13 protein-coding genes, 2 pseudogenes and 1 CRISPR repeat array (1 of these 16 running past the window's edge) are annotated in these 20,368 nt (G+C 70.9%); of the genes and pseudogenes, 3 read left to right on the top strand and 12 right to left on the bottom strand.

Going from position 1 to position 20,368, the window contains the following annotated elements; translation table 11 throughout:
- A CRISPR array of direct repeats spans positions 1 to 5,015; the repeat unit is 29 nt; unit sequence GTGCTCCCCGCCGACGCGGGGGTGGTTCG (it extends 1,917 nt beyond the left edge of the window).
- Positions 5,016 to 5,087: 72 nt separating this feature from the next.
- Positions 5,088 to 6,095, top strand: a pseudogene (locus tag ACFVXJ_RS26295) (ISAzo13 family transposase); the annotation flags it as partial.
- Between the two features lie 48 nt (positions 6,096 to 6,143).
- On the opposite strand, the pseudogene ACFVXJ_RS26290 reads toward ACFVXJ_RS26295, so the two are convergent.
- Positions 6,144 to 6,263: pseudogene (locus tag ACFVXJ_RS26290) on the bottom strand (transposase); the annotation flags it as partial.
- Between the two features lie 989 nt (positions 6,264 to 7,252).
- Positions 7,253 to 7,471 (bottom strand): hypothetical protein, encoded by a 219-nt coding sequence (locus tag ACFVXJ_RS26285; protein ID WP_389665288.1) that lies wholly within the window; start codon positions 7,469 to 7,471, stop codon positions 7,253 to 7,255.
- Positions 7,472 to 7,705: 234 nt separating this feature from the next.
- Between ACFVXJ_RS26285 and ACFVXJ_RS26280 the strand changes: the two genes are divergently transcribed.
- Both ACFVXJ_RS26280 and ACFVXJ_RS26275 read left to right on the top strand, forming a co-directional pair.
- Positions 7,706 to 8,890: a ParA family protein gene (locus tag ACFVXJ_RS26280; RefSeq protein ID WP_389665286.1), complete on the top strand. Its 1,185-nt coding sequence runs from the start codon at positions 7,706 to 7,708 to the stop codon at positions 8,888 to 8,890.
- Positions 8,887 to 9,924 (top strand): ParB/RepB/Spo0J family partition protein, encoded by a 1,038-nt coding sequence (locus tag ACFVXJ_RS26275; RefSeq protein WP_389665285.1) that lies wholly within the window; start codon positions 8,887 to 8,889, stop codon positions 9,922 to 9,924. The genes ACFVXJ_RS26280 and ACFVXJ_RS26275 overlap by 4 nt, the downstream gene beginning before the upstream one ends.
- 457 nt (positions 9,925 to 10,381) lie before the next feature.
- Here the strand turns inward: ACFVXJ_RS26275 and ACFVXJ_RS26270 are convergent, their stop codons facing one another.
- From ACFVXJ_RS26270 to ACFVXJ_RS26225, 10 genes are all read right to left on the bottom strand, one after another.
- The gene (locus tag ACFVXJ_RS26270) at positions 10,382 to 13,696 is read right to left on the bottom strand and encodes a LysM peptidoglycan-binding domain-containing protein (protein ID WP_389665283.1); all 3,315 of its coding nucleotides are present in this window, start codon (positions 13,694 to 13,696) and stop codon (positions 10,382 to 10,384) included.
- 34 nt (positions 13,697 to 13,730) lie between these two features.
- On the bottom strand, positions 13,731 to 14,144 hold the full coding sequence (locus ACFVXJ_RS26265) for a pilus assembly protein TadG-related protein (protein WP_389665281.1): 414 nt from the start codon (positions 14,142 to 14,144) through the stop codon (positions 13,731 to 13,733).
- A 105-nt stretch (positions 14,145 to 14,249) separates the two neighbouring features.
- Positions 14,250 to 14,717 carry a TadE/TadG family type IV pilus assembly protein gene (locus tag ACFVXJ_RS26260; protein WP_389665279.1) on the bottom strand — a complete coding sequence of 156 codons (468 nt, stop codon included), beginning with the start codon at positions 14,715 to 14,717 and terminating at the stop codon, positions 14,250 to 14,252.
- Complete coding sequence (locus ACFVXJ_RS26255; protein WP_389665278.1) at positions 14,714 to 15,169, bottom strand: TadE/TadG family type IV pilus assembly protein; 456 nt, start codon at positions 15,167 to 15,169, stop codon at positions 14,714 to 14,716. The genes ACFVXJ_RS26260 and ACFVXJ_RS26255 overlap by 4 nt, the downstream gene beginning before the upstream one ends.
- A gap of 40 nt (positions 15,170 to 15,209) precedes the next feature.
- Positions 15,210 to 15,416, bottom strand: a complete 207-nt coding sequence (locus ACFVXJ_RS26250; protein ID WP_389665277.1) for a hypothetical protein — start codon at positions 15,414 to 15,416, stop codon at positions 15,210 to 15,212.
- 18 nt (positions 15,417 to 15,434) lie between these two features.
- Positions 15,435 to 16,319 carry a type II secretion system F family protein gene (locus ACFVXJ_RS26245; protein ID WP_389665275.1) on the bottom strand — a complete coding sequence of 295 codons (885 nt, stop codon included), beginning with the start codon at positions 16,317 to 16,319 and terminating at the stop codon, positions 15,435 to 15,437.
- On the bottom strand, positions 16,316 to 17,260 hold the full coding sequence (locus ACFVXJ_RS26240) for a type II secretion system F family protein (protein ID WP_389665273.1): 945 nt from the start codon (positions 17,258 to 17,260) through the stop codon (positions 16,316 to 16,318). The genes ACFVXJ_RS26245 and ACFVXJ_RS26240 overlap by 4 nt, the downstream gene beginning before the upstream one ends.
- The gene (locus ACFVXJ_RS26235) at positions 17,257 to 18,651 is read right to left on the bottom strand and encodes a CpaF family protein (protein WP_389665271.1); all 1,395 of its coding nucleotides are present in this window, start codon (positions 18,649 to 18,651) and stop codon (positions 17,257 to 17,259) included. Before ACFVXJ_RS26235 ends, ACFVXJ_RS26240 begins: the two co-directional genes overlap by 4 nt.
- Before the next feature lie 166 nt (positions 18,652 to 18,817).
- Entirely contained in the window at positions 18,818 to 19,639 is an 822-nt protein-coding gene (locus ACFVXJ_RS26230; protein ID WP_389665270.1) for a hypothetical protein, read from the bottom strand.
- Entirely contained in the window at positions 19,639 to 20,364 is a 726-nt protein-coding gene (locus ACFVXJ_RS26225) for an SAF domain-containing protein (protein WP_389665268.1), read from the bottom strand. Before ACFVXJ_RS26225 ends, ACFVXJ_RS26230 begins: the two co-directional genes overlap by 1 nt.
- Positions 20,365 to 20,368: the final 4 nt, after the last annotated feature.

The following is a 20,368-nucleotide window of genomic DNA, read 5'->3' as shown; positions in this document are numbered from 1 at the left end:
TTCGCGGACGGTCCGGGAGGTCAGAGCCCCGGGCCGGCGCTCCCCGCCGACGCGGGGGTGGTTCGAACGACGCCTCCGTCGTCATCAAGGTCGAGCGGCGCTCCCCGCCGACGCGGGGGTGGTTCGCTTCGTGCCGCGTACGAGAGCGGCACCATCTCGCGCTCCCCGCCGACGCGGGGGTGGTTCGGTTGGTGAAGGCGGCCTTCGGCTTGCCCGAGGGCGCTCCCCGCCGACGCGGGGGTGGTTCGCACTCAGGCGCGTGAGGGCCGCCGCCACCACCGTGCTCCCCGCCGACGCGGGGGTGGTTCGTCCTCAGCGGTGATCAGGTCATCCGGCACGCCGTGCTCCCCGCCGACGCGGGGATGGTTCGCCGGCAGGCGCCGCGCGGCCCTACTCGCCCAGGTGCTCCCCGCCGACGCGGGGGTGGTTCGGCCCTCTGGCCAACGAGGTAGGGAGCAGGACGGTGCTCCCCGCCGACGCGGGGGTGGTTCGCCCTCGCAGAGGCCGCCGGCCTCGACCGCCCCGTGCTCCCCGCCGACGCGGGGGTGGTTCTGTCCCCCGCCGTGGAGCCCCCGGCCTGGTAGCGTGCTCCCCGCCGACACGGGGGTGGTTCGTAGGGGGTGGCATGACGTCCCCGGACTATTCGGTGCTCCCCGCCGACGCGGGGGTGGTTCGGAGCGAGGGGCCGGGCAGTACGGCACTACACGGTGCTCCCCGCCGACGCGGGGGTGGTTCGCACGTTGCGCAGTACATCCCGGCCACCAGCACGTGCTCCCCGCCGACGCGGGGGTGGTTCGTTCTCGTCGTCCCGGAGGGCAGCCAGGACGACGTGCTCCCCGCCGACGCGGGGGTGGTTCGATCCCCGGCTTGCCACCGCCACCCTCTACAGCGTGCTCCCCGCCGACGCGGGGGTGGTTCGTACCAGGGCTCAGACGGGCCCATGCCCTCGCAGTGCTCCCCGCCGACGCGGGGGTGGTTCGCCGCGGACCGTCGCGGCGTCGCCACCGCCTTCGTGCTCCCCGCCGACGCGGGGGTGGTTCGGCTAGCTCGGGGTGGCCTGACCTCACCTTCAGGTGCTCCCCGCCGACGCGGGGGTGGTTCGCCGGAGGGGACCCGCTCAGCGAGTACGAGTCCGTGCTCCCCGCCGACGCGGGGGTGGTTCGCTCGCCAAGGCGCTGGGGATCGTCAAGGACGAGTGCTCCCCGCCGACGCGGGGGTGGTTCGCTGAACCAAACCGGCCAGCCCTGGCTCAAGGAGTGCTCCCCGCCGACGCGGGGGTGGTTCGATCCGCATGGCGGTCTCCTGTCGGTAGTCGCCGTGCTCCCCGCCGACGCGGGGGTGGTTCGGTCGAATGCGTCGCCCTGATTCTGTACGTGTTGTGCTCCCCGCCGACGCGGGGGTGGTTCGATCCCCCACCCCCATGGGGTCGATCGTCTCGGGTGCTCCCCGCCGACGCGGGGGTGGTTCGCGTCCGATAGGTCGACTTCCTTCACCACATCTGTGCTCCCCGCCGACGCGGGGGTGGTTCGTTCGAGCGCCGGTTCGCGAGCGGGGAGTTCGCGTGCTCCCCGCCGACGCGGGGGTGGTTCGGACTCGATGGAGTCCGGCATGGCCAACTCGGCGTGCTCCCCGCTGACGCGGGGGTGGTTCGCCGCGCCAGCGCGGGCGGTGTTGATCCGGTCGATGCTCCCCGCCGACGCGGGGGTGGTTCGGACCGGTCGTCCAGCGGGACGGACAAGGGGCAGTGCTCCCCGCCGACGCGGGGGTGGTTCGAACAGGGCGGCCTTTATCAGGTGTCCCTCGACGTGCTCCCCGCCGACGCTGGGGTGGTTCGGTGCCCGTGCTCATCCGGGACGACGTCCCGAAGTGCTCCCCGCCGACGCGGGGGTGGTTCGTGCTCGGGCTTGAGCTTGATCTCGATGAGGTCGTGCTCCCCGCCGACGCAGGGGTGGTTCGCCGACACCCGCCGAGCCTGCCAATGCCACGACGTGCTCCCCGCCGACGCGGGGGTGGTTCGGCCCATGCCGACCAGCAGACCACCGCCCACCAGTGCTCCCCCGCCGACGCAGGGGTGGTTCGATCCGGGTGTCGGTGCCGAGTCGGTAGCGGCCGTGCTCCCCGCCGACGTGGGGGTGGTTCGCAGTGGGGCCGCAAGGGCCGCCCCTACCTGCAGTGCTCCCCGCCGACGCGGGGGTGGTTCGCCGTCGAGGCCGCCACCGCCGCCGCGCAGACGGTGCTCCCTGCCGACGCGGGGGTGGTTCGCACGAGGCCCGCGCGAACGCAGCGCCGGACGCGTCCTCCCCGCCGACGCGGGGGTGGTTCGGGGCCCGGCCACCCCTTCTTCGGTGCGACCCGGTGCTCCCCGCCGACGTGGGGGTGGTTCGATCGCCCACCTGGGCGGTCACCAGAACCGGGAGTGTTCCCCGCCGACGCGAGGGTGGTTCGGTGTACAGCCCGCTACTCGAGGCCGACCAGTGGTGCTCCCCGCCGACGCGGGGGTGGTTCGGAACAGATGCAGCTGGTCGCCCAGCTGGACCAGTGCTCCCCGCCGACGCGGGGGTGGTTCGCCTTGATGCGGGAGGGCGCCGTCGAACAGCGCGTGCTCCCCGCCGACGCGGGGGTGGTTCAGCAACGTGCAGGCCAGCCATGCCCAGGGCCGCGTGCTCCCCGCCGACGCGGGGGTGGTTCCGCGAGGCCGGCGCCCGCCCCTGGCCGGAGTCCGTGCTCCCCGCCGACGCGGGGGTGGTTCGCCCCAGGCGACGGCCGCGCTGCGCAGTGCGCCGTGCTCCCCGCCGACGCGGGGGTGGTTCGTTCCAGCGCCGCCGGATGCGCCATGCCTGGGCGTGCTCCCCGCCGACGCGGGGGTGGTTCATCCGGCGCGGTATCGACGCGCCGGGCGGTCACGTGCTCCCCGCCGACGCGGGGGTGGTTCGGCCACCGAGCATGGCCTTGGACAGGCTGGGCCGTGCTCCCCGCCGACGCGGGGGTGGTTCGGAACGATGCGTCGCGGTAGAGGGCGGCCAATTGTGCTCCCCGCCGACGCGGGGGTGGTTCGCGGATGCTGGCGCCTGCCCAGTCGGCGGAGGCGTGCTCCCCGCCGACGCGGGGGTGGTTCGACGTGTATTTCCGGGACGGGGGCCGCCGGGCGGTGCTCCCCGCCGACGCGGGGGTGGTTCGTCGCCCGTTTCGTGCAGGACAGACTCTCCCGCGTGCTCCCCGCCGACGCGGGGGTGGTTCGCCCCAGAACGCCGCGTGAGGCTCCCGCAGCCCGTGCTCCCCGCCGACGCGGGGGTGGTTCGCTCGCGACGGAGCGCCAGGCCGCCTATCCGAAGTGCTCCCCGCCGACGCGGGGGTGGTTCGTTCCGGTACGAGCAGGACCACCCCCAGGTGCCGTGCTCCCCGCCGACGCGGGGGTGGTTCGGCGAGTCGCGTGCTGGTGGCGCTCGCGGTCGGGTGCTCCCCGCCGACGCGGGGGTGGTTCTGCTCCGCGGCGCCGGTGTGGTGAACGGGCCGAGTGCTCCCCGCCGACGCGGGGGTGGTTCGTTCCCTGATCCCGGCCGCCTTCGCCGCGTCGAGGGCGGGGTGCTCCCCGCCGACGCGGGGGTGGTTCGGTGCAGGAAAGGCAGCGATTTTTCGGCGCGGCGTGCTCCCCGCCGACGCGGGGGTGGTTCGCATTTCCTGGGTGGACAGAACAGCCGCCCGCCGTGCTCCCCGCCGACGCGGGGGTGGTTCGGAGGCCGCCGACGCCGAGGCCGCCCTCAAGGAGTGCTCCCCGCCGACGCGGGGGTGGTTCGTGCGACGGGCCCTGGTGCCCCGCCTGCGACGAGTGCTCCCCGCCGACGCGGGGGTGGCTCGACCACCTCGAAGGAGAGCGGTGCGGCGGCCAGGTGCTCCCCGCCGACGCGGGGGTGGTTCGCGGCCGAGGCCTCGCGAGGGTACGTGTAGGGCGTGCTCCCCGCCGACGCGGGGGTGGTTCGGCGGCGTCCGCCTCAAGGGCCCTGCGTTGAAGGTGCTCCCCGCCGACGCGGGGGTGGTTCGCCGGTCCGTGGTGCGGATGTCTGCACCCGGCGGTGCTCCCCGCCGACGCGGGGGTGGTTCGCGGGAGATGGCGCCCCAAACGGCGCTGGTGACGTGCTCCCCGCCGACGCGGGGGCGGTTCGACTTCACCGCGGGTGACTTCGTCCGGACCGGCGTGCTCCCCGCCGACGCGGGGGTGGTTCGGCGCGATATTCGGACAAGGACATGGGGCCGGAGTGCTCCCCGCCGACGCGGGGGTGGTTCGTTCCGGGCATTCGTATGACCTCATCCACCCGTGTGCTCCCCGCCGACGCGGGGGTGGTTCGTGCCTCAGCGTGTTCGTACCGAGGTGGAGCCCGTGCTCCCCGCCGACGCGGGGGTGGTTCGTGCCTCAGCGTGTTCGTACCGAGGTGGAGCCCGTGCTCCCCGCCGACGCGGGGGTGGTTCGGGCCCGGACGGAGATCCGGGCCCTTCGAGCAGGTGCTCGCCGCCGACGCGGGGGTGGTTCGCCGCCGCGGGGCACGAGGTGGGCTGGGGCGCCGTGCTCCCCGCCGACGCGGGGGTGGTTCGTCGCGGTGCCGCCACAGCGACGGCCGGGCGCCGTGCTCCCCGCCGACGCGGGGGTGGTTCGAACAAGACCACCGAGGACATCGTCCATTACCAGTGCTCCCCGCCGACGCGGGGGTGGTTCGGTCGCTGTTGGGGCGATCGGCCCCCAGGCGCTGTGCTCCCCGCCGACGCGGGGGTGGTTCGGAGGAGGTCCAGGGCGTACATGGCGACGATGCGTGCTCCCCGCCGACGCGGGGGTGGTTCGACCGCCATCCGCGAGGCGCGGCCCCGGGTGGTGTGCTCCCCGCCGACGCGGGGGTGGTTCGGCCCATGCCGACCAGCAGACCACCGCCCACCAGTGCTCCCCCGCCGACGCGGGGGTGGTTCGGTCAAGCGCACGCCGATGGGCGTCGACATCCGGTGCTCCCCGCCGACGCGGGGGTGGCTCGGTGGCCCCCCCCCGTCGGCGGGGAGCACCGCCCCGACGGCGTCGAACCACCCCCGCGTCGGCGGGGAGCACAAGGGAACTCGTCGGCGAGTTCAAGAACAACGGCCGCCAGTGGCGGCCCGCCGGGGAGCCTGTCCCGGTCAGCATCCACGACTTCGCCGACCCGCAGCTGGGCAAAGCCGTCCCTTACGGGATCTACGACCTCACCGCGAACACCGGCTGGGTCAACGTCGGCACCGATCACGACACCGCCGCGTTCGCGGTGGAATCGATCCGCCGTTGGTGGCGCGGCCAAGGCCAGGCCGCCTACCCGCGGGCATCACGGCTGCTGATCACCGCCGACGCCGGCGGTTCCAACGGCTACCGCACCCGGGCCTGGAAGCTCCAGCTGGCCCAGCTCGCTTCCGAAACCGGGCTGACGATCACCGTCTGTCATCTACCACCCGGCACATCGAAGTGGAACAAGATCGAGCACCGGCTCTTCTCTCACATCACCATGAACTGGAACGGCCGCCCGCTGACCAGCCATGAAGTGATGGTGCAGTCCATCGCGGCGACCACCACCCGCACCGGGCTGAGAGTGACGGCCGAGCTGGATACCAACACCTACCCGACCGGAGTCCGCATCGCAGAATCGGAGATGGCCGCCCTGCCGCTGACCCGGCATACCTTCCACGGCGACTGGAACTATGCCCTGCACCCCCAGCCGTCCCCCTCAGTCCCAGCGGCCCGGACCCCAGAGCCGGAGTGGGACCAGTCCCTGCTCTCCGATCCCGCACTGACCGGGATGACTTGCCGCCAACTGACCGACCTCACCGAGACCCTGGCCCCAGAAGGGGATACCCAGCGCGGCCGCCCGCCCCGGCTGACCTTCCCTGAACAGGTCCAGGCCACCGTGCTCCACCTGCGAGCCGCTCTGGCCGCGGAACCCCTCGCCGTCCTGTTCGGCACCAGCCGCACCGCCATGCACCGCACCCTCCTCAAGAACCGGCGCCTGCTCGAGAAACACGGCATCTCCATCCCACCCGCGACCACCCCGCCCACGGCCCTCGCCACCCTCCAAGGCCGGGTCCAGACCCAGATGGACAGTACTTCGGGCCGGGTGCGGTCCGTCACGGCGCCCGGCGTAGTGCAGATGGGCGATGCCGAGCATCGCGTGGTGCACGCCATCGCCCGTGAGACGGCAGTCGCGCAGGATCTTCCAGGTCTTCATCCGGGCGAAGGCATGCTCGACCCGAGCGTGGATCGTGCGGTGAGAGGCGTTGTTGCTCTACTACCTGCCGACGAACTAGAAGCCGAGAGGAAAGCAATGGGCGCTCTGACTGACTACTTTCGTGCGGTGGATGCTGCATCGGTTGTGGAGGAGCTTGAGCGGGCGGATGGTGGGTCCCCGCTCAGCGCATGGCCCCCTGTCTTCGATGGAGTTGAGGCCAAGCACGTCGATCCGACCGTTGTCCTGGCGATGCTGATTGCTGCCATCCGTCAGGTTCACTGGCGAGTGGACCTGGTCGAGGAGGCGACCGTGTGGCCGACCTCCCCGGTACCCGGCCCTGATGGCCCCGTGGACGAGGACCACCCGTGGGTGACGGGCCCGTGGGTATCCGAACTCAGTCCCTTGGTACGGGACACTCTGGCGGCTGTGCGCGACTCCGAAGTGCCAACCATCGTCGCCAGGTGGGTGCAAGCGGAAGAACTGCACGGAGCGCGCGTCGAAGACATGCAGCCGGTGGCTGAAGAAATCATCCACCTCGCCAGGAGGGCTCTCGAAACCGGCGAGCAGCTCTACTGCTGGATGTGTCTGTGAGGTGGTCCAGCCTGGCTCTCCGATCGACATCCCGCGAGCCAGGTCACCTGAGACGAGAAGCGAATCGGACCAGATCACTCGAGACGGAAACCAGGTCCTTCCAGAGGGGACAGGCGCTAACGGCGTTAGCACCCCCCTTCCCTTACTGTCCTGCCTCACTGAGCCTTGACCAACTCCGCAACGAGCAGAAGGATCCGGCCGCCGAGATCCCGCACATAGGCAGGCAGCGGCGGCAACGCAAGTCGGACCTGATGCTGAGAACTCATCGGTGAAGGGGGTGACCGAGCCCGGCCAGGTGAAGGCGAAGCGGTGAGAGAGCCTGTTGTATGCCAGCACGGCAGCGCAGGGGGCGAGCCCGAAGCGACGGTGGATCCAGCCGTCGAGAGCGAGGGCGGCGACCTCCGTTCGAGGACAAGGGCCCGGTTATTAACCAGCTACTCGGCGTGCAGGGAAGCCCCCGAAGGCAAGCCATGCCACCTCCAGCAGCACGGGGTCCGGTCCGTGGGTAGGCGCAGGTACGGCGAGCGGTGGATGAGGAAGGTGGTCGGGGGTGGGGGCACGACCGTCTCGTACGCGTCGACGCGCAGGTCGGCGGCCAGGTCCCTACCGGCGTGCAAGTAGCGGAAGCGGAAGGGCTCGTGCAGGGTGCACATCCTTCGTCACGGACTCCTTGGTCAGGTCGCCTGCCCTCCGCGGAGCCGGTCAGGGTCCAGTGAGAACGGTCGGGGTTCGGTGAGACAGGACAGCAAAGGGAAGGGGTGCTAACGCCGTTAGCGCCCCCGTGAGTGCTAACGGCGTTAGCGCTCAGCAGGAACTGCCGTCGAAAATCGGCAAAACGCGCCTAAGGGATCACCCGAAGTGAGTGCTACGGCAGTATGCTGCCGTGCATGTCATCTCCCAACTCGGGAGGTGAGCGGGAGAAGCTCGTCTCCAAGCTGCCCGCTCACCTCCAGCAAGCACTCAAGGTTCGTGCAGCGCAGCTCCAGACCGACATGCAGGATGCAGTCGCGTCAGGCATCCAGGCGTGGCGCGACTGCGCGCATGAGCTTCCCGCCGTCAACACCGCCGGTGCGGACTCGTTCGGCACCTACCTTCCTGAGGGCCTCTACGAGGACTTCAAGGTCGACTGCCGCGATCGTGGCGTCTCCTACATCCAGGGTCTCGCGCAGGCGGTGGTGCTCTGGCTCGACAGCAACCCCGCCGGCACCCAGGGGATCACGCGCCGGATCATCGTCTGCAACCAGAAGGGAGGCGTTGGTAAAACGGCCGTCTCCGCAGGTCTCGCCGAGGCACTGGCCGAAGACCCGTCCGCTGTCGGCGCCGCTGCGTCCGCCGCGGTTGGCGGCTTGCGGGTCCTTCTCGTCGACTACGACCCGCAGGGCCACCTCACGCACCAGCTGGGACTCACGGCCATTCCCGCCGGCGAGGAAAGTCTCATCACGCACATGCTGCACCGCGAGCAGGCCAAGCAGTCGCTGCTCGACCTGACCATCGCCATAAGCGGTGATCGGTTCGGAGGCCGCCTGCGTATCCTGCCCGCCGCGTTCGACGCTTTCCTCCTCGACTCAGGCCTCACCGTCTTCCGAGGCCCCCGCGAGGCCGCCCTCGAACGAGCCCTCGCACCGTTGGAAGAGCACTTCGACGTCATCGTCGTCGACTCGCCTCCCAGCCTCGGCCTGGCCATGGATGCCGCTCTCAACTACGGGCGTCTGCGTGACGGTGAGAAGCCCGGATCGTCCGGGCTCGTCATTCCCGTCGAAGCCGAGGACACCTCCGCCCAGGCCTACGGCATGCTCATCCAGCAGATCGATTCCCTCTCCCGAGACTTCGATATCGCCATCGAGCAGCTCGGCCTCGTCGTCAACAAGTTCGACAGCCGTCGCGGCTACATCGCCACCTCGTCGCTCGACAAGTGGAAGTCGCTGGGTACTCCCCCGGTCCTGGCTGTAGTGCCGGACGTGAAGGAGCAGCGTGAAGCCGTCCGTAAGCAGTGCCCGCTCCTGGACTATGCGCCCGACTGCGAACAGTCCCACAGGATGAGGCAGATTGCCCGAGGGGTGAAGACTGTATGAGCAAGGCAGACATGCTGGGGGACTCCCCCACCTTCAACGCTGTCGCCCAGCCCATGAGCAGCCGTGCGGCTTCTTTTGCGCGCTTCGCTGGACAGGACTCGCCTGCCGAGCCGGCTCCCGCCGGCGAGGCCGGGACGCTCCGCGTTGTCTTGGATGCCCTCGCGCACAACCCCTTCAACCCGCGCGAGGAGCTGAAGTCGGTTGAGGATCTGGCCGACAGCCTGACCTCCCGCGGCATCATTCAGCCCCTTTCCGCCGTCACCCGGCAGGCATTCCTTGCGGCACACCCCAACCACGAGGAGCAGATCGGCCAGGCTGCCTACGTTGTAGTCGACGGCAACCGTCGCCTTGCCGCGGCGAATCTCGCCGGTTTGGACGACGTTCCCGTCCACGTCGATGACTCCCTCGCACAGGACGCCGACACCCTTCTGGAAACCGCCCTCATCGCGGCTGTCCAGCACGAGAACCTGGACCCCCTCGACGAGGCGAAAGCCCTCCAGCGTCTTGTTGAGGTCCACGGATCCCAGCGAGCTGTCGCGCGTGCACTGGGCAAATCCAGTCCCTGGGTTACTCAGCGCATCGCTCTCCTCAAGCTCACTCCCGAGCTGCAGGAGGCCGTCGAGGACCGGACCCTTCCGGTTGAGATCGCTCGCAACGTAGGCCAGCTGCCGGCTCAACAGCAGAAGAGCGCCGCTGACGAGGCTTTGGCCAAGCGTGCCAAGGCGAAGCAGCGCAGGCAGGCGTCCAACGGTGCTAACGCCGTTAGCACCCACACCCAGCCCGAGGCCGCCGAGGACCCCCAGAGCGGCGAACCTCTGAGCAGGGTCGAGGCCGCAGAGGTCCAGGAGCCGGTGGCACCTGCTGAATCCGATATCGACACCGCCTCACCGTTCGTCGTGGACATCCGCAATCTCAACCGCGTCCCTTGGCACGACGGCAACGGCGTAGCCGACCTCATCTTCGAGAAGATGGACGCCCCGCAGCGCGAAGTCCTCCTGGAGCGGCTCCTCGCCGCACACGGCGAGGGATATTAGGCAACAGTGCGCGAATGAGCCTGTCCCAGGGGCAGGCTCATTCGCGTATCGGTGGGTGCTAACGGCGTTAGCACCCCAACTGCGGGGACCCGCCAGGAGCACGGCTACTGGACACCTGGCAAGGGTGCCGTACGCGGGCGGGGCTGCAAGCTGACTGCGCCGGACGGGAAGTTGTCGAGGCCGACCACCCCTCGGGTTGTATGGGCCCGTGCTGGTGACAGGCCCGCAGCAGTCCGCCCTGGATGACGATATGTCCTGCGAGGAACGTGCGGTGTGCGAGGCGGTCGCCGAGGTTCGCCGGGAGTGTGTGACTCGGCCGCCGGCCGGTGAGGGTCCGGCTCGTGCGGAGGTGCTGGCCGCGGCGCGACATTCGGTCGCGGGGCTCAGCTGACATCGCCTGAACGTGACTGTGGGGGGCCTGCCATCGCAGGCCCCCCACGCGCGTTTGGGCTGACTGTCAGGCCGTGGTGTTGGCGGAGGGACGCGGTGAAAGGACCCGGTTGATGGTGTCCTCGGTCGGCCCGTCGAGGGTGATGTCGTAGGTGCGTGCCATCTGCTGGAGGCGCGCGACGGTTTTGCGGATTGCGCTGTGATTGTCGGCGGCCCACTCGATGTTCAGGAGGTCGCGGTAGAGGACCTCGGAGGTCTCCTCGATGTCCAGGGCGTGCAGGACGGTTCGGCGGGCGGCGTCGAGGTCGGGGGTGTCGCCGTCGGTGTGCCAGCGGGCGAGGGTGTGGGCGGTGTCGGTGATCCGGGACAGCATTTCCTGGATTACGGCGTCGGCCCACGGCGGAGTGCGGCCGTCGAACGGCTTGCCCCGCACGAGGGCCATGGCGGCTTCGAGGTCGGCGATTCCGGCTGTCGGTCCTGCCGCGAGGCCACGGGACGCCAACGCCCGGAACTGGGCCCAGTCGGAGGTCACCGCGGGGTGAAAGAAGTATCCGCCGTCCTTGGGGCGGGGGAGGAGCGGTTGCCCGTCCGAAGTGACGCCGAATGCGGCGCGGAGCTCGGAGAGGCGTGAGTGCAGGGTGCGGGTCGACCACGGGTTCACGGGGTCTACCGCCTTGCACAGGTATTCGGCGCTGCGCCCGGGGCGGAGGTGGATGAGGGCGGCGACGGCGGTGGTGCGGGGGGCGTGGGCGGACCCGGTTCCGCCGGTGATGCGCAAGGGTCCGAGCATGTCGATGCGCACTTCGCCGGTGGTGCTGTCGGTGTCGGCCGGTTCGGGCTGCGATAGCGTGCCGGGTTCCTGGGCGGCTGCCTGGTGGGGGAGCGGGATTGCCCCGTGGTCCCTTGCGGCCGCGGTCTCGACGCCCCGGTCCGAGCAGTCCGCATCGGCATCGACGTCCGGGTTCTGTGCTGCAGAGGCGGCGTGGCCGACGGGGTCGGGGGCGAGTTCGGCAAGGAGCGCGGGGAAGGGGTTGCCGGGGTTTTGGGCGTCTTCGCCGGTGACGTGCACGGTCAGGGGCAGGCCGGAGGCGGCCGGCTGTTGGTGGCTCTCGGCGAACTCCCATGCCCCGCTTGCGGGCTCCGGGTCCTGCAGGGAGACCTGCAAGGCGTGGACGTATTGCCGGTATTGCTCGTCGGTGACGCGCTGGAGGGTCACCGGGGTTTCCAGCGGGGCCAGGACGGTGGCCTGGTCGCGGGTGACGTCGAGGATCTCGGCGTGGGGGAACGCCCGGCGGGCCGGCGGGGTGGCGGACAGGACCACGGCGGTGTGGAGGTGGCGGGCGGAGGCGAGAGCGTCGGCGAGTAGGGCGAGATCTTCCTCGGCGTGGTCTGCGGCGCCGATCATCAGCCAGGGCAGAACCTGCTCCCCGGACTGGTGGGCTTCGAGGAGGAGTTCGCCGAGGTCGGCGGCGACGGCCGGGAGGTGGGGCATGGTGCGGATCCGGCCCTGTGGCAGGAGTCCGGACAGGCGGCTGCCGAGTCCGCAGGTGAGGATTTCGACGTAGTCGGTCCACCGGCTCGTTCCCAACTCCAGCGCGAGGGCGCGGGCGACTTCGAGGACTTCCTCGGCGCTGCCCTTCAGGAGAAGGACACGGCAGGTGGTGAGGTCGGCCAGGAGGAGACCGTCGTCGTCGGCGCCGAGCGTGACCAGGCCCGGGTACGGGGCGGGGATGTCGGCGAGTTCCTCGGCGGCCGGGAGCACGGCCTGATCGTCCAAGGCCCAGCTGCGGGCGTCCGGGCCGGCAGTGAACGGGGTGATCGGATCGGCAGGTTCGTCCAGCAACAGCGTGATGCCGTCGGCTGAGAGCCGTGCTCCGCGCAGCGCGGGCAAATCCTGCTGGTCGGTGGCGGCGTGGTGCGCGAGGGCGCGCAGCACGTGGTCGAGGAGTTCGACGCCTTGCGGCTGGGCGAGTGTGCCCAGGACTTGCTCGACGGTGGTGGGGTCGTTGTCCTGGGCGATGGTCTCGCCCGCGCGGCGGGCGCGTTGTTGAAGAATGCGCCGTACGCCGAGTGCTCCGGCGAGGGAGGCGGCCAGCAGCGTGCCGATCCCGGCGACCAAGGCCCAGTTGATCCGGTTCACGGCGGACACGACCTGCGGTGCGCCCGCCGTCGGCGAGGCTGTGGCTGGCGGGGCGGATGGCTGCGGGACTTGGGCGGCGGGCGTGCTGGTGGCAGGCGCTGGCGTGGCCGTGGACGGGGAAGGCGTTGCGGGGGTGGGCTTGGTGATGGGTGTGACTGGTGCCGGGGCGGTGGGTGAGGGGGTTGCTGTGGGCGCAGTGGCGGCTGGAGGCGTGGCGTTGCCGGGCTGGGACTCCGGCGGGGCCGGGGTGGGCGTGGTGGGGGTGGTGTTGGGGGGGAGGGTGAGTTGCTGTCCGGGGTAGATCAGGTTCGGGTCGGTGAACGTACCGCCGTCGGGCAGAGGCGTGCCCTTGTTCAGCTCGAAGACCTCCGGATACCGGCTGGGGTTGCCGAGTTGCTCGCCGGAGATGGAGGAAAGGCTGTCTCCCTCGCGGACGGTGTACTGCGAGCCGTCGGCCGCAGTGGTGACGGCCGTGCCGTGCTCGCCCTGGGCGTGAACTCCGGTGCTCGGGGGAGGAGTGGCGTCGCCGGGGAGGGTGAGGATCCATCCGGGCTGGATGGGCTGGTCGGCACGGAAGATCGTGCCGTCGGTCATGGTGTGGCCCTCGTTGAGGGCGGCGATGTCCGTCCACCGCTCGCCGTCACCCAGAACCTGTTCGGCGATGGACCACAGGCTCTCGGCCGGCCGCATGTCCCGCACCGTGTGCGTCACCACTCCGGTCCCGGCTTCCTGGGTGGTACTCGCACGGGCGCTTATGGCGTTGTCCGTGCCGGGTACGGCGGCCGCGCTCGCACTTGTCGGCGCAGCCGGGGCGGGCGCGGCGGTGGCGGGGGCGGCGAGGGCGGTTCCGGCGGGCAGGGCCAGCAGGACGGCGCCGACCAGCGTCGCGGCCGCTCGTTGCCCCACCAAGCCCCGGATCTGCGGGGCGCTGCGTCCGCGCAGCTGGGCGGGGATCTCCAGCAGGACCGCGATGGCGAACAGGGCCCAGCCGATCCAGCCGGCGACGGCCAGGGCCAGCAGGAACACCTGTCCGGAGTCGTCGGTGGACAGCAGGTGTGAGAGTGCGGCGACACCTGGAGGTCCGACCTGGGTGGTGGCCCACCACAGCAGGATGGGGAGGCCGGCCAAGAGAGCGCCGAGGACGGTGAGGGAGAGCAGGCCGCGCACCAGGGCGGCCGCCGTCTGGGCGCCCCCGCGCGGTGGGCGGGGGCGCGGGGTGAGGCCGGGGGTGGGCTGGCTCATGGGCGGGTCCTTCGTGCCTGTGAAGGGGGTGGGGTTATTGGGGTCGGGTGACGCCGTGGAGGAGGCGGGCGGTGCCGTGGCCGGAGACGTTCATGGACCCGATCCCGGCGATCGCGAGGAACTTGGTGTTGTACGTGTCGTGGACGGTCACGGTGAGGCGGGTTCCGTCCCCCGACAGTGCGGTGGTGCCCTGGGTGCCGGCGCGGGCGAGGTATGCCTGCGCTGCGGCCTGGGCGGCCGCGGGGTCGGCGCGGACCTGGCCGCCGGTGATGGCGGTGGCGGGGTCGATGGCCTGTCCGGCGGCGCGGGCGGCCTCCATCGCAACGGCGTCGGCGCGTTCGGTGGCCCGCAGTTTCCCGCTGCCGTCGATGGCCAGGCCGATGATGCCCAGCAGGGCCACGGTGACGATCGCGGTGTAGATCGCGATCCCGCCCTCGTCACCCCGCAAGCTCCGCCTCGCCGAGACCGGCCCTTGCGATCCCCGCGCGGTCGCAGTGGGATCAGGGGCCGGTGCGGGGTCGGATGTGGTGGTGGGCTCCGGTGTGTGCACGTGTCATCCCTCCCGGGAGCGGTAGGCGTCCACGACCGACGTGAACGTGCTGCTGAGCGTCTTGGCCCCGGGGGTCCCGGGCAGCAGCAGGTCGGACATGGGCACCGTGCAGGAGATGGTGACCGTGACGGTCCCGACCTCACCGAGTGGAACGGCCAGACCGGAGGCGTTGACGCTGGTGCTGGTCGAGGCGCAGTGGATGCCCTGATCTGCGAGGGAGCGGGCGGCGGCGCTGGACGCCTCGGCTTGGGCGCCGGAGTAGGTGCGGGAGATGGAGGCGGCGCGGGCGGCGTCCTCGGCGGCGGCGTCGATCTTCGCACCGGAGGTGACGATACGTCCGCCGGCGATGGCCAGGCACAGAAGCATGAGTAGCAGGGGAGTGACGATCGCGGCCGCGATGGACTCGCTGCCCCGGTCCTCGCGCAACCGCTCCCGCCACCGCTGCGGAGTGGTTCGTGCGTTATGGGTCATGGGGTGGTCCACCGTTCGCGAGGAGCGCCGGCCGACTGGGACACGCTCAAACCGGACAGGCCCGGAATCAGGGAGGGAGCCTGACCGGTCACGGTGACGCGGACCTCAGTGGCACTGCCAGACGTGCTGACCGTGGCCCCTGCAAGGCTGTCACCGGCGATCTGGCCCAGGGTTTCCCGGGCTCGCGCCGCTCCCGCGCCTTCCGGCGCCTGATAGGTGCGGGCGGCGGCAACGCCCTCGCGGGCGGCGGTGAGCGCGATGTTCCGGGCGAAGAACCACATGCTTGCCTGGACCACGGCGACGGTGACCAGGATGACGAACGGGAAGACGATTGCCATCTGGATCGATGCCTCCCCTCGATCCCCCCGACCTCCCCGGCCTTCGGCCTGTGCCGGCTCCGGCAGTTCGCCCGCGTCGGCTTTCGCCGGCTCGTTCATCGCCGTGTGCGTCACCGCGCCCCCCTTCGATCGACTGCTGTGTGCGCCGGTCCGGTCAGATTCCGCTGAGCTTGCCTTGGTACTTGACGACGACGATCGCGATGGTCCCGGCGATGGCCAGGGCACCGGCGACGGCGGCGGTCCAGATGATGACGGTCGTGATGGAGATGTCACCCCGGTCCTCGTTTCCGCGGGTGTGCGCCTGGACCTTCTCCCAGTGCGCTTTGGCGGCGAGGGACAGGCGGATGGCGAGCTTGTTCATGTGGACTCCCTTGCGTGGTCAGGTGGTGAGCATGCGGATGATGGCGGGGAAGGCGATCAGGAGCATGACCAGGACCGCGAGGAGCGCGCCCGGGGCGGTCATCTTCTCGCTGTTGGCGTTGGCTTCGGCGGCCTGATCGGCCAAGAGCTCGGTGCGCAGGTTCTTCGCGCGCGAGCGGAGCGTGGCGTAGACGGAGGCACCGTCGTCGGCGGACTGCCGCATGATCGCGGCGAGGTCGTCGAGGACCGGCAGATCGAGTTCGGCGGTCAGGTGGGCCAGGGACTCCCAGTGCGCCACCTTGTCGACGCGGGACTGTGCCAAAGCCCCCCGGATCCGCTGGAAGGCCCACCCTTCGCCGACTTGGGAGGCCTGTTCCATGGCCTGCTCGGCGGAGACGTTCCCGGCCCGGCGCAGCGCGACGAGGTCGAGGTAGGCGGCCATCGCGTGGGCGAACTCGCCGCGGGCCCGCTTGGCCTTGTCCCGAGTGGCGAGGTCGGGGGCGAACCAGAGCACGATCGCGGCCAGAATGCCGACGATCGCGGGCAGGTACAGCGGCATGCCCAGAAGAAGCAGCGGAATGGTCGACAGCGGCGGCAGCAGCAGGCCGCCACCGGCCAAGGCGACCTTGGTCAACATGAACTTGGCGGGGGTCGTGCCGGTCAGGGCGAGGTCCTTGTGGGGGATCCGTACGCCCGGCAGGTCGGTGAGGTGCTGCACCAGCCATTGCCCCCACCGCTCGTCGCGATCGGTGACTTCGCCGTCGGGGCGCGGGGGAGGCGCGGGTTGGTTGAGGCGGCGCAGCGCAGGGCCAAGCGCGGGCGCCGGGCGCAGGACTTCGCGGACCAGGAGGGCGCAGCCGGCTCCGATGGTCGCGCCGGACAGGATCGCGGCTACCGGCATCATGCGGTCACCTCCACACGCGGCGCCCCGGGCGCGGCTTCGTTGTCGTCGGGGACTGGGGTGGGGTCGACGGCGCTGCGGGAGTCGACGATCAGGAATCGGGGGGTGGGCTTGGTGTCGGCGATCTGCCGCATCATCGCGAGGACTCCCACGAACCCGGCCAACAGGACCGCCAAGACCAATTGCCCGAGGAAGGTGCCGTAGGGGGCGGTGTAGGAGGGGATGAGGAAGCCGGCGCCGATGATGCCCAGGGTGATGATCGTCATCCACCGCATCGTCGTCCTCGGCTTGGCCCGGTCCGCCTCGATGGCGCGGCGCCGTGCGACTTCCTCGTGGACCGATTCGGCGAGGTCGTCCAACGCCTGGGCGAGGCCGGGACCGCGGTCGGCAGCCGACAGGCTGAGCGCGGCCACCACCTTGTCGGCGGTCACATCACCCAGGGCGTCGCCGAACTCCCGCAGCGCGTCGCCGGGCCGCCATCCGACCTGGAGACGGTCGACGAGGTCGGCCACCTCCTCCGCGATGGCATCGGGGCATCCCTTGCGGGAGATCTGCAACGCCTCGTCCAGGCCCCGCCCGAGGCGCAGCACGTTGGCCAGTCGCTGCGTCCAGTCCCCTAGCGACTCCAGCTTGGCGATCCGGGCGGTCGCCGACTTGGTGGGGGAAAGCAGCCACGGCACGCCGATCACGGCCAGGAACACCATCGTCCCGGCCACGAACACGCCGGTGACCAGCCACAGCAGGACCCCGGCGGCGGAGCCGACGACCAGGCGGGTGCGGCGGGCCATTTTCTCGTCGTGACTGGCGAGTTGGCGCCCAGCCCTTATACGGGCGGCAAGACCGGGCCCCTTGGGCATGGTGGTGCCGACGATCCCGGCGACCAACCCCACCAGACCACCGGTGACGGCGAGACCGGCCACAACCCACAGCAGGAGTGTCGTCACCGGGCACCCTCCGTGATCATCAACGGGAGGGCCGTCGTCCACGCGCCGCCCGGCTCGGACAGCAGGGAGGCGTCGAATCCGGCGCGTCGCAGGTCGTCGATGCAGCGGGGGAGCATGAGCGGCACCGCGCGGTGCTCGCCCCACTCAGGGCGCGGCCCGAAGATGGTATTGGTGTCAGGGCGGCCGCCCTCGCCGATCCCGGTGACCTCCAGGACGTGGGATACGAAACGGTGGCGGTGCCCGCCGATCTTCGTCTCGTCGACGGAGGACACGAACACGATGAAGTGCAGTCCGTTCGCGGCCTGCCGGTAGGCGAGGGCCTCGGACATGTTGGCCTGCGCGAGCAGGTACAGCTCGGCGATACGGTCGAATACCACGGAGGGACTGCTGGCGTGCAGGGTGCACAGGTTGCCGCCCGCGCCGTTCGTCATCGCTTGGAGCATGGCCACGATTTCCGGACCGCGGACCTCACCGACCACGATCCGCGTGAGCGTCATGCGCAGCGCCCGGTACATGAGGTCCATAAGCGAGATGGCGCCAGCTGCCTGCCCTGCGACCATCTCGCCGTTGGACTCGCGGGTCTCCATGGGGACGACCTGGCGGTGGTAGCCGTTCTCGTGGGCGAACAGCTCGAACTCGGTTTCCAGGGTGGCGAACCGCTCGTCGGGGTCGATCTCTCTCAGGAGTGCCCGCAGCAGGGTGGTCTTTCCGGCGGCTTGCCCGCCGACGATCATGATGTTCTTCTCCGCGCGGACACACGCCCGCAGGAAACCCTGCAGAGTGTTGTCCAGCATCCCGCGTCCCACCAGCTCGGATAGGTCTGCGTGCCGCATCGTGTGTCGGCGGATCGTCACGAACGTTTCCGGGGTGACCTCGGTGATCGCCTGGAGACGGGATCCGTCCGCGAGACGCAGCGCCAGGAACGGATCCGCCGTCGACAGGGAGCGTTCGTTCTGGCCGGTGGTGCGTCGGGCCAGGTCGCGAAGGAGTTCGCGCAGTTCCTCGTCCGAGTCCGCCACCGGCGCGACGTCCACGCGGCGCCCGTCGGTGAAGTCCAACGTCGTCCGGGCGTACCCGTTGATGAAGATGTTCTCGACCAGGGGATTGTCGAGATGCTGCTGGAGACGGCCGGCCCGGAACTGGAGATCGAACACGGCTTGAGCGGTCGCCGCGTCCTCACTCGCGGACGTCGCGAAACCACGCTTGACGGCCTCGGCGTCCGACCACACCGCGACCTGCTCGTTGATCAGATGACGCCCCCGCTGCTCCTGCGCGGCCAAACTCATGCCCGGTCGGGCCCGCAGCATCTCGGTGAGCCGCTCCCCGACCTCCTTTTTGATCAACCGGACCGCCGCGTAGTCCACCGCAGGCAACGGACTGGCGACAGCCACCGCCTGGGATGAAAGCGGCGAGCGGGGATCCACCGACATCCCACCCGACGCGCCGGGCGCCCAGGGGCCGCCGGTGGTTTGGGGGACGCGGTGTGGGGCGAGGCCGCACGGGGCCGCCAGGCGGCTTTCCAATGAGCCGGTGACCTGGGGATTGCTGTGGAGGGGGTTAGCGCGCACCGCTCACCACCCGCCCCAGACCGGACGTGGGCGCAGGCCGGCCCAGACGGGAGCGGCGGATCGCCACCAGCTCCTGCACCCGCAACGAAGCGGAGCGCGCCGCGCGCATCAGGTCACCCGACTCGAACCGGCGTGGCTGCTCCGCCCCGTCGGAGAGCACCGCGGCCTCCTTCGGCCGCCACGGCAGAACCGCCGTCACCCTGATACCCAAATTCTTGCGGACCTCTTCTTTCGAGAACGGGCCGCCGTCCACGAGGAGCATGCCGATTTCCGTACTGGTGCCGAGCTGCTCGCGCAGCGCGTCAAGGCGGACCTGGGCGCTCTGTAGCCCGCGCAGCGTGTTGCGGGCGATCAGTACGACGGCGTCGGCGCGCTGTGCGAGCACGGCGGACGGACCGAACGCTCCGCGCCTGCCGAGGTCGATCAGCACGTCGTGCCGGTGTTCCTCGATCCCCGCAAACAGGCCGGCGAGTGGCTTCCACACAGGTTCCATGGCGGAGGCGTGCGCGGGATCGTAAAGACCGGGCAGTACCAGCCGGTCGCGGGTCCCCGCGTCGGTGACGTCGACCAACTGCCTCCAGAAGGCTTCACCGAGTTGCCCTTGCCGCCCCGCCACCGCGAGGTTGCGCAGGCCGTGGCTGTTGTCGAGGGTGCCCTGCAAGGCGCCGGGCAGGATCGCCCCACCGTCCGGGTCCGCCTCCGCCAACACGACACGCTGCCCTTCCGGGAGCGGCCACCCCATCAGGAGCGCCATCGCCGTAGTGGTCACCCCGGGCGCACCGAGCCCGCCCGCTAGCGCGACGACCGTCATCAGCTGTCCCCCTGCGCCGCGACGATCAGGGCAACCGCGCCGGTGGCGGCGCGCGCTGCCAGCGTCGGACCATCAGCAGAGGGCACCGCCACATCGACCGTCACCACACCGGTCGACGGCGCCGCCTCGCCGACGGCAACCACCGTCGCGGCCAGCGTCTTCGGCGCCCCGACCGGCTCACCGGCCTTTGCACCGGCTGCGGCCGCCTGGACCGGATCCGGTGTCGAAACGATCAACACCTTCTGCCCCGGGTTCAGCCGGCTCGCCGGTAGTTGCGAGGGCTTGAGCGCCACGCCCACCAGCTGCTCGCCCGCCTTGACCAGCGACGTCGTGGTCACCTGGGCGGGGGAGAGGAGTGCGCCCGCAGTCAGGGCGACCGCGGCGCGCTTGCCGACGATGTCCGCCCTCCGCGCGACGGGGACGGCCTTGACCGTCGGGTCCAGGGCCAGGGAAGCCGATGCGAGGTCCGCGTCGGTGATCGCCGTGCCCACCGGCACATTTCGGATCACCACCAGCACGGCGGAACGTTGCCCGGACGCGGTGAACAACAACGCCCCGGACAGGCCTCCGGCCGCGATGAGCGCGACGGACAGGGCGATCAAACCTGGCCGCCGCCGCCGTTGGCGCACGACACGGGGCGCGGCAGCCGGCTTCCCCGGCTGGCCCGACCCGCCGGGCCCCGGAACCGCAGGACGGTCGGGCGCGGACGTGGTGGTGGTGCTCACGTGC

This window comes from Streptomyces sp. NPDC058279, assembly GCF_042881255.1.
In the GTDB taxonomy this organism is placed as follows: domain Bacteria; phylum Actinomycetota; class Actinomycetes; order Streptomycetales; family Streptomycetaceae; genus Streptomyces.
The sequence above is the reverse complement of the archived record's forward strand: the minus strand, read 5'-3'. Positions and strand labels throughout refer to the sequence as shown.

Bases quoted from the DNA above. Each gene is read 5' to 3' on its own strand.
- ACFVXJ_RS26285 (WP_389665288.1), bottom strand. From the start codon at position 7,471: ATGTGCACCCTGCACGAGCCCTTCCGCTTCCGCTACTTGCACGCCGGT.
- ACFVXJ_RS26280 (WP_389665286.1), top strand. From the start codon at position 7,706: ATGTCATCTCCCAACTCGGGAGGTGAGCGGGAGAAGCTCGTCTCCAAG.
- ACFVXJ_RS26275 (WP_389665285.1), top strand. From the start codon at position 8,887: ATGAGCAAGGCAGACATGCTGGGGGACTCCCCCACCTTCAACGCTGTC.
- ACFVXJ_RS26270 (WP_389665283.1), bottom strand. From the start codon at position 13,696: ATGAGCCAGCCCACCCCCGGCCTCACCCCGCGCCCCCGCCCACCGCGC.
- ACFVXJ_RS26260 (WP_389665279.1), bottom strand. From the start codon at position 14,717: ATGACCCATAACGCACGAACCACTCCGCAGCGGTGGCGGGAGCGGTTG.
- ACFVXJ_RS26250 (WP_389665277.1), bottom strand. From the start codon at position 15,416: ATGAACAAGCTCGCCATCCGCCTGTCCCTCGCCGCCAAAGCGCACTGG.
- ACFVXJ_RS26245 (WP_389665275.1), bottom strand. From the start codon at position 16,319: ATGATGCCGGTAGCCGCGATCCTGTCCGGCGCGACCATCGGAGCCGGC.
- ACFVXJ_RS26230 (WP_389665270.1), bottom strand. From the start codon at position 19,639: ATGACGGTCGTCGCGCTAGCGGGCGGGCTCGGTGCGCCCGGGGTGACC.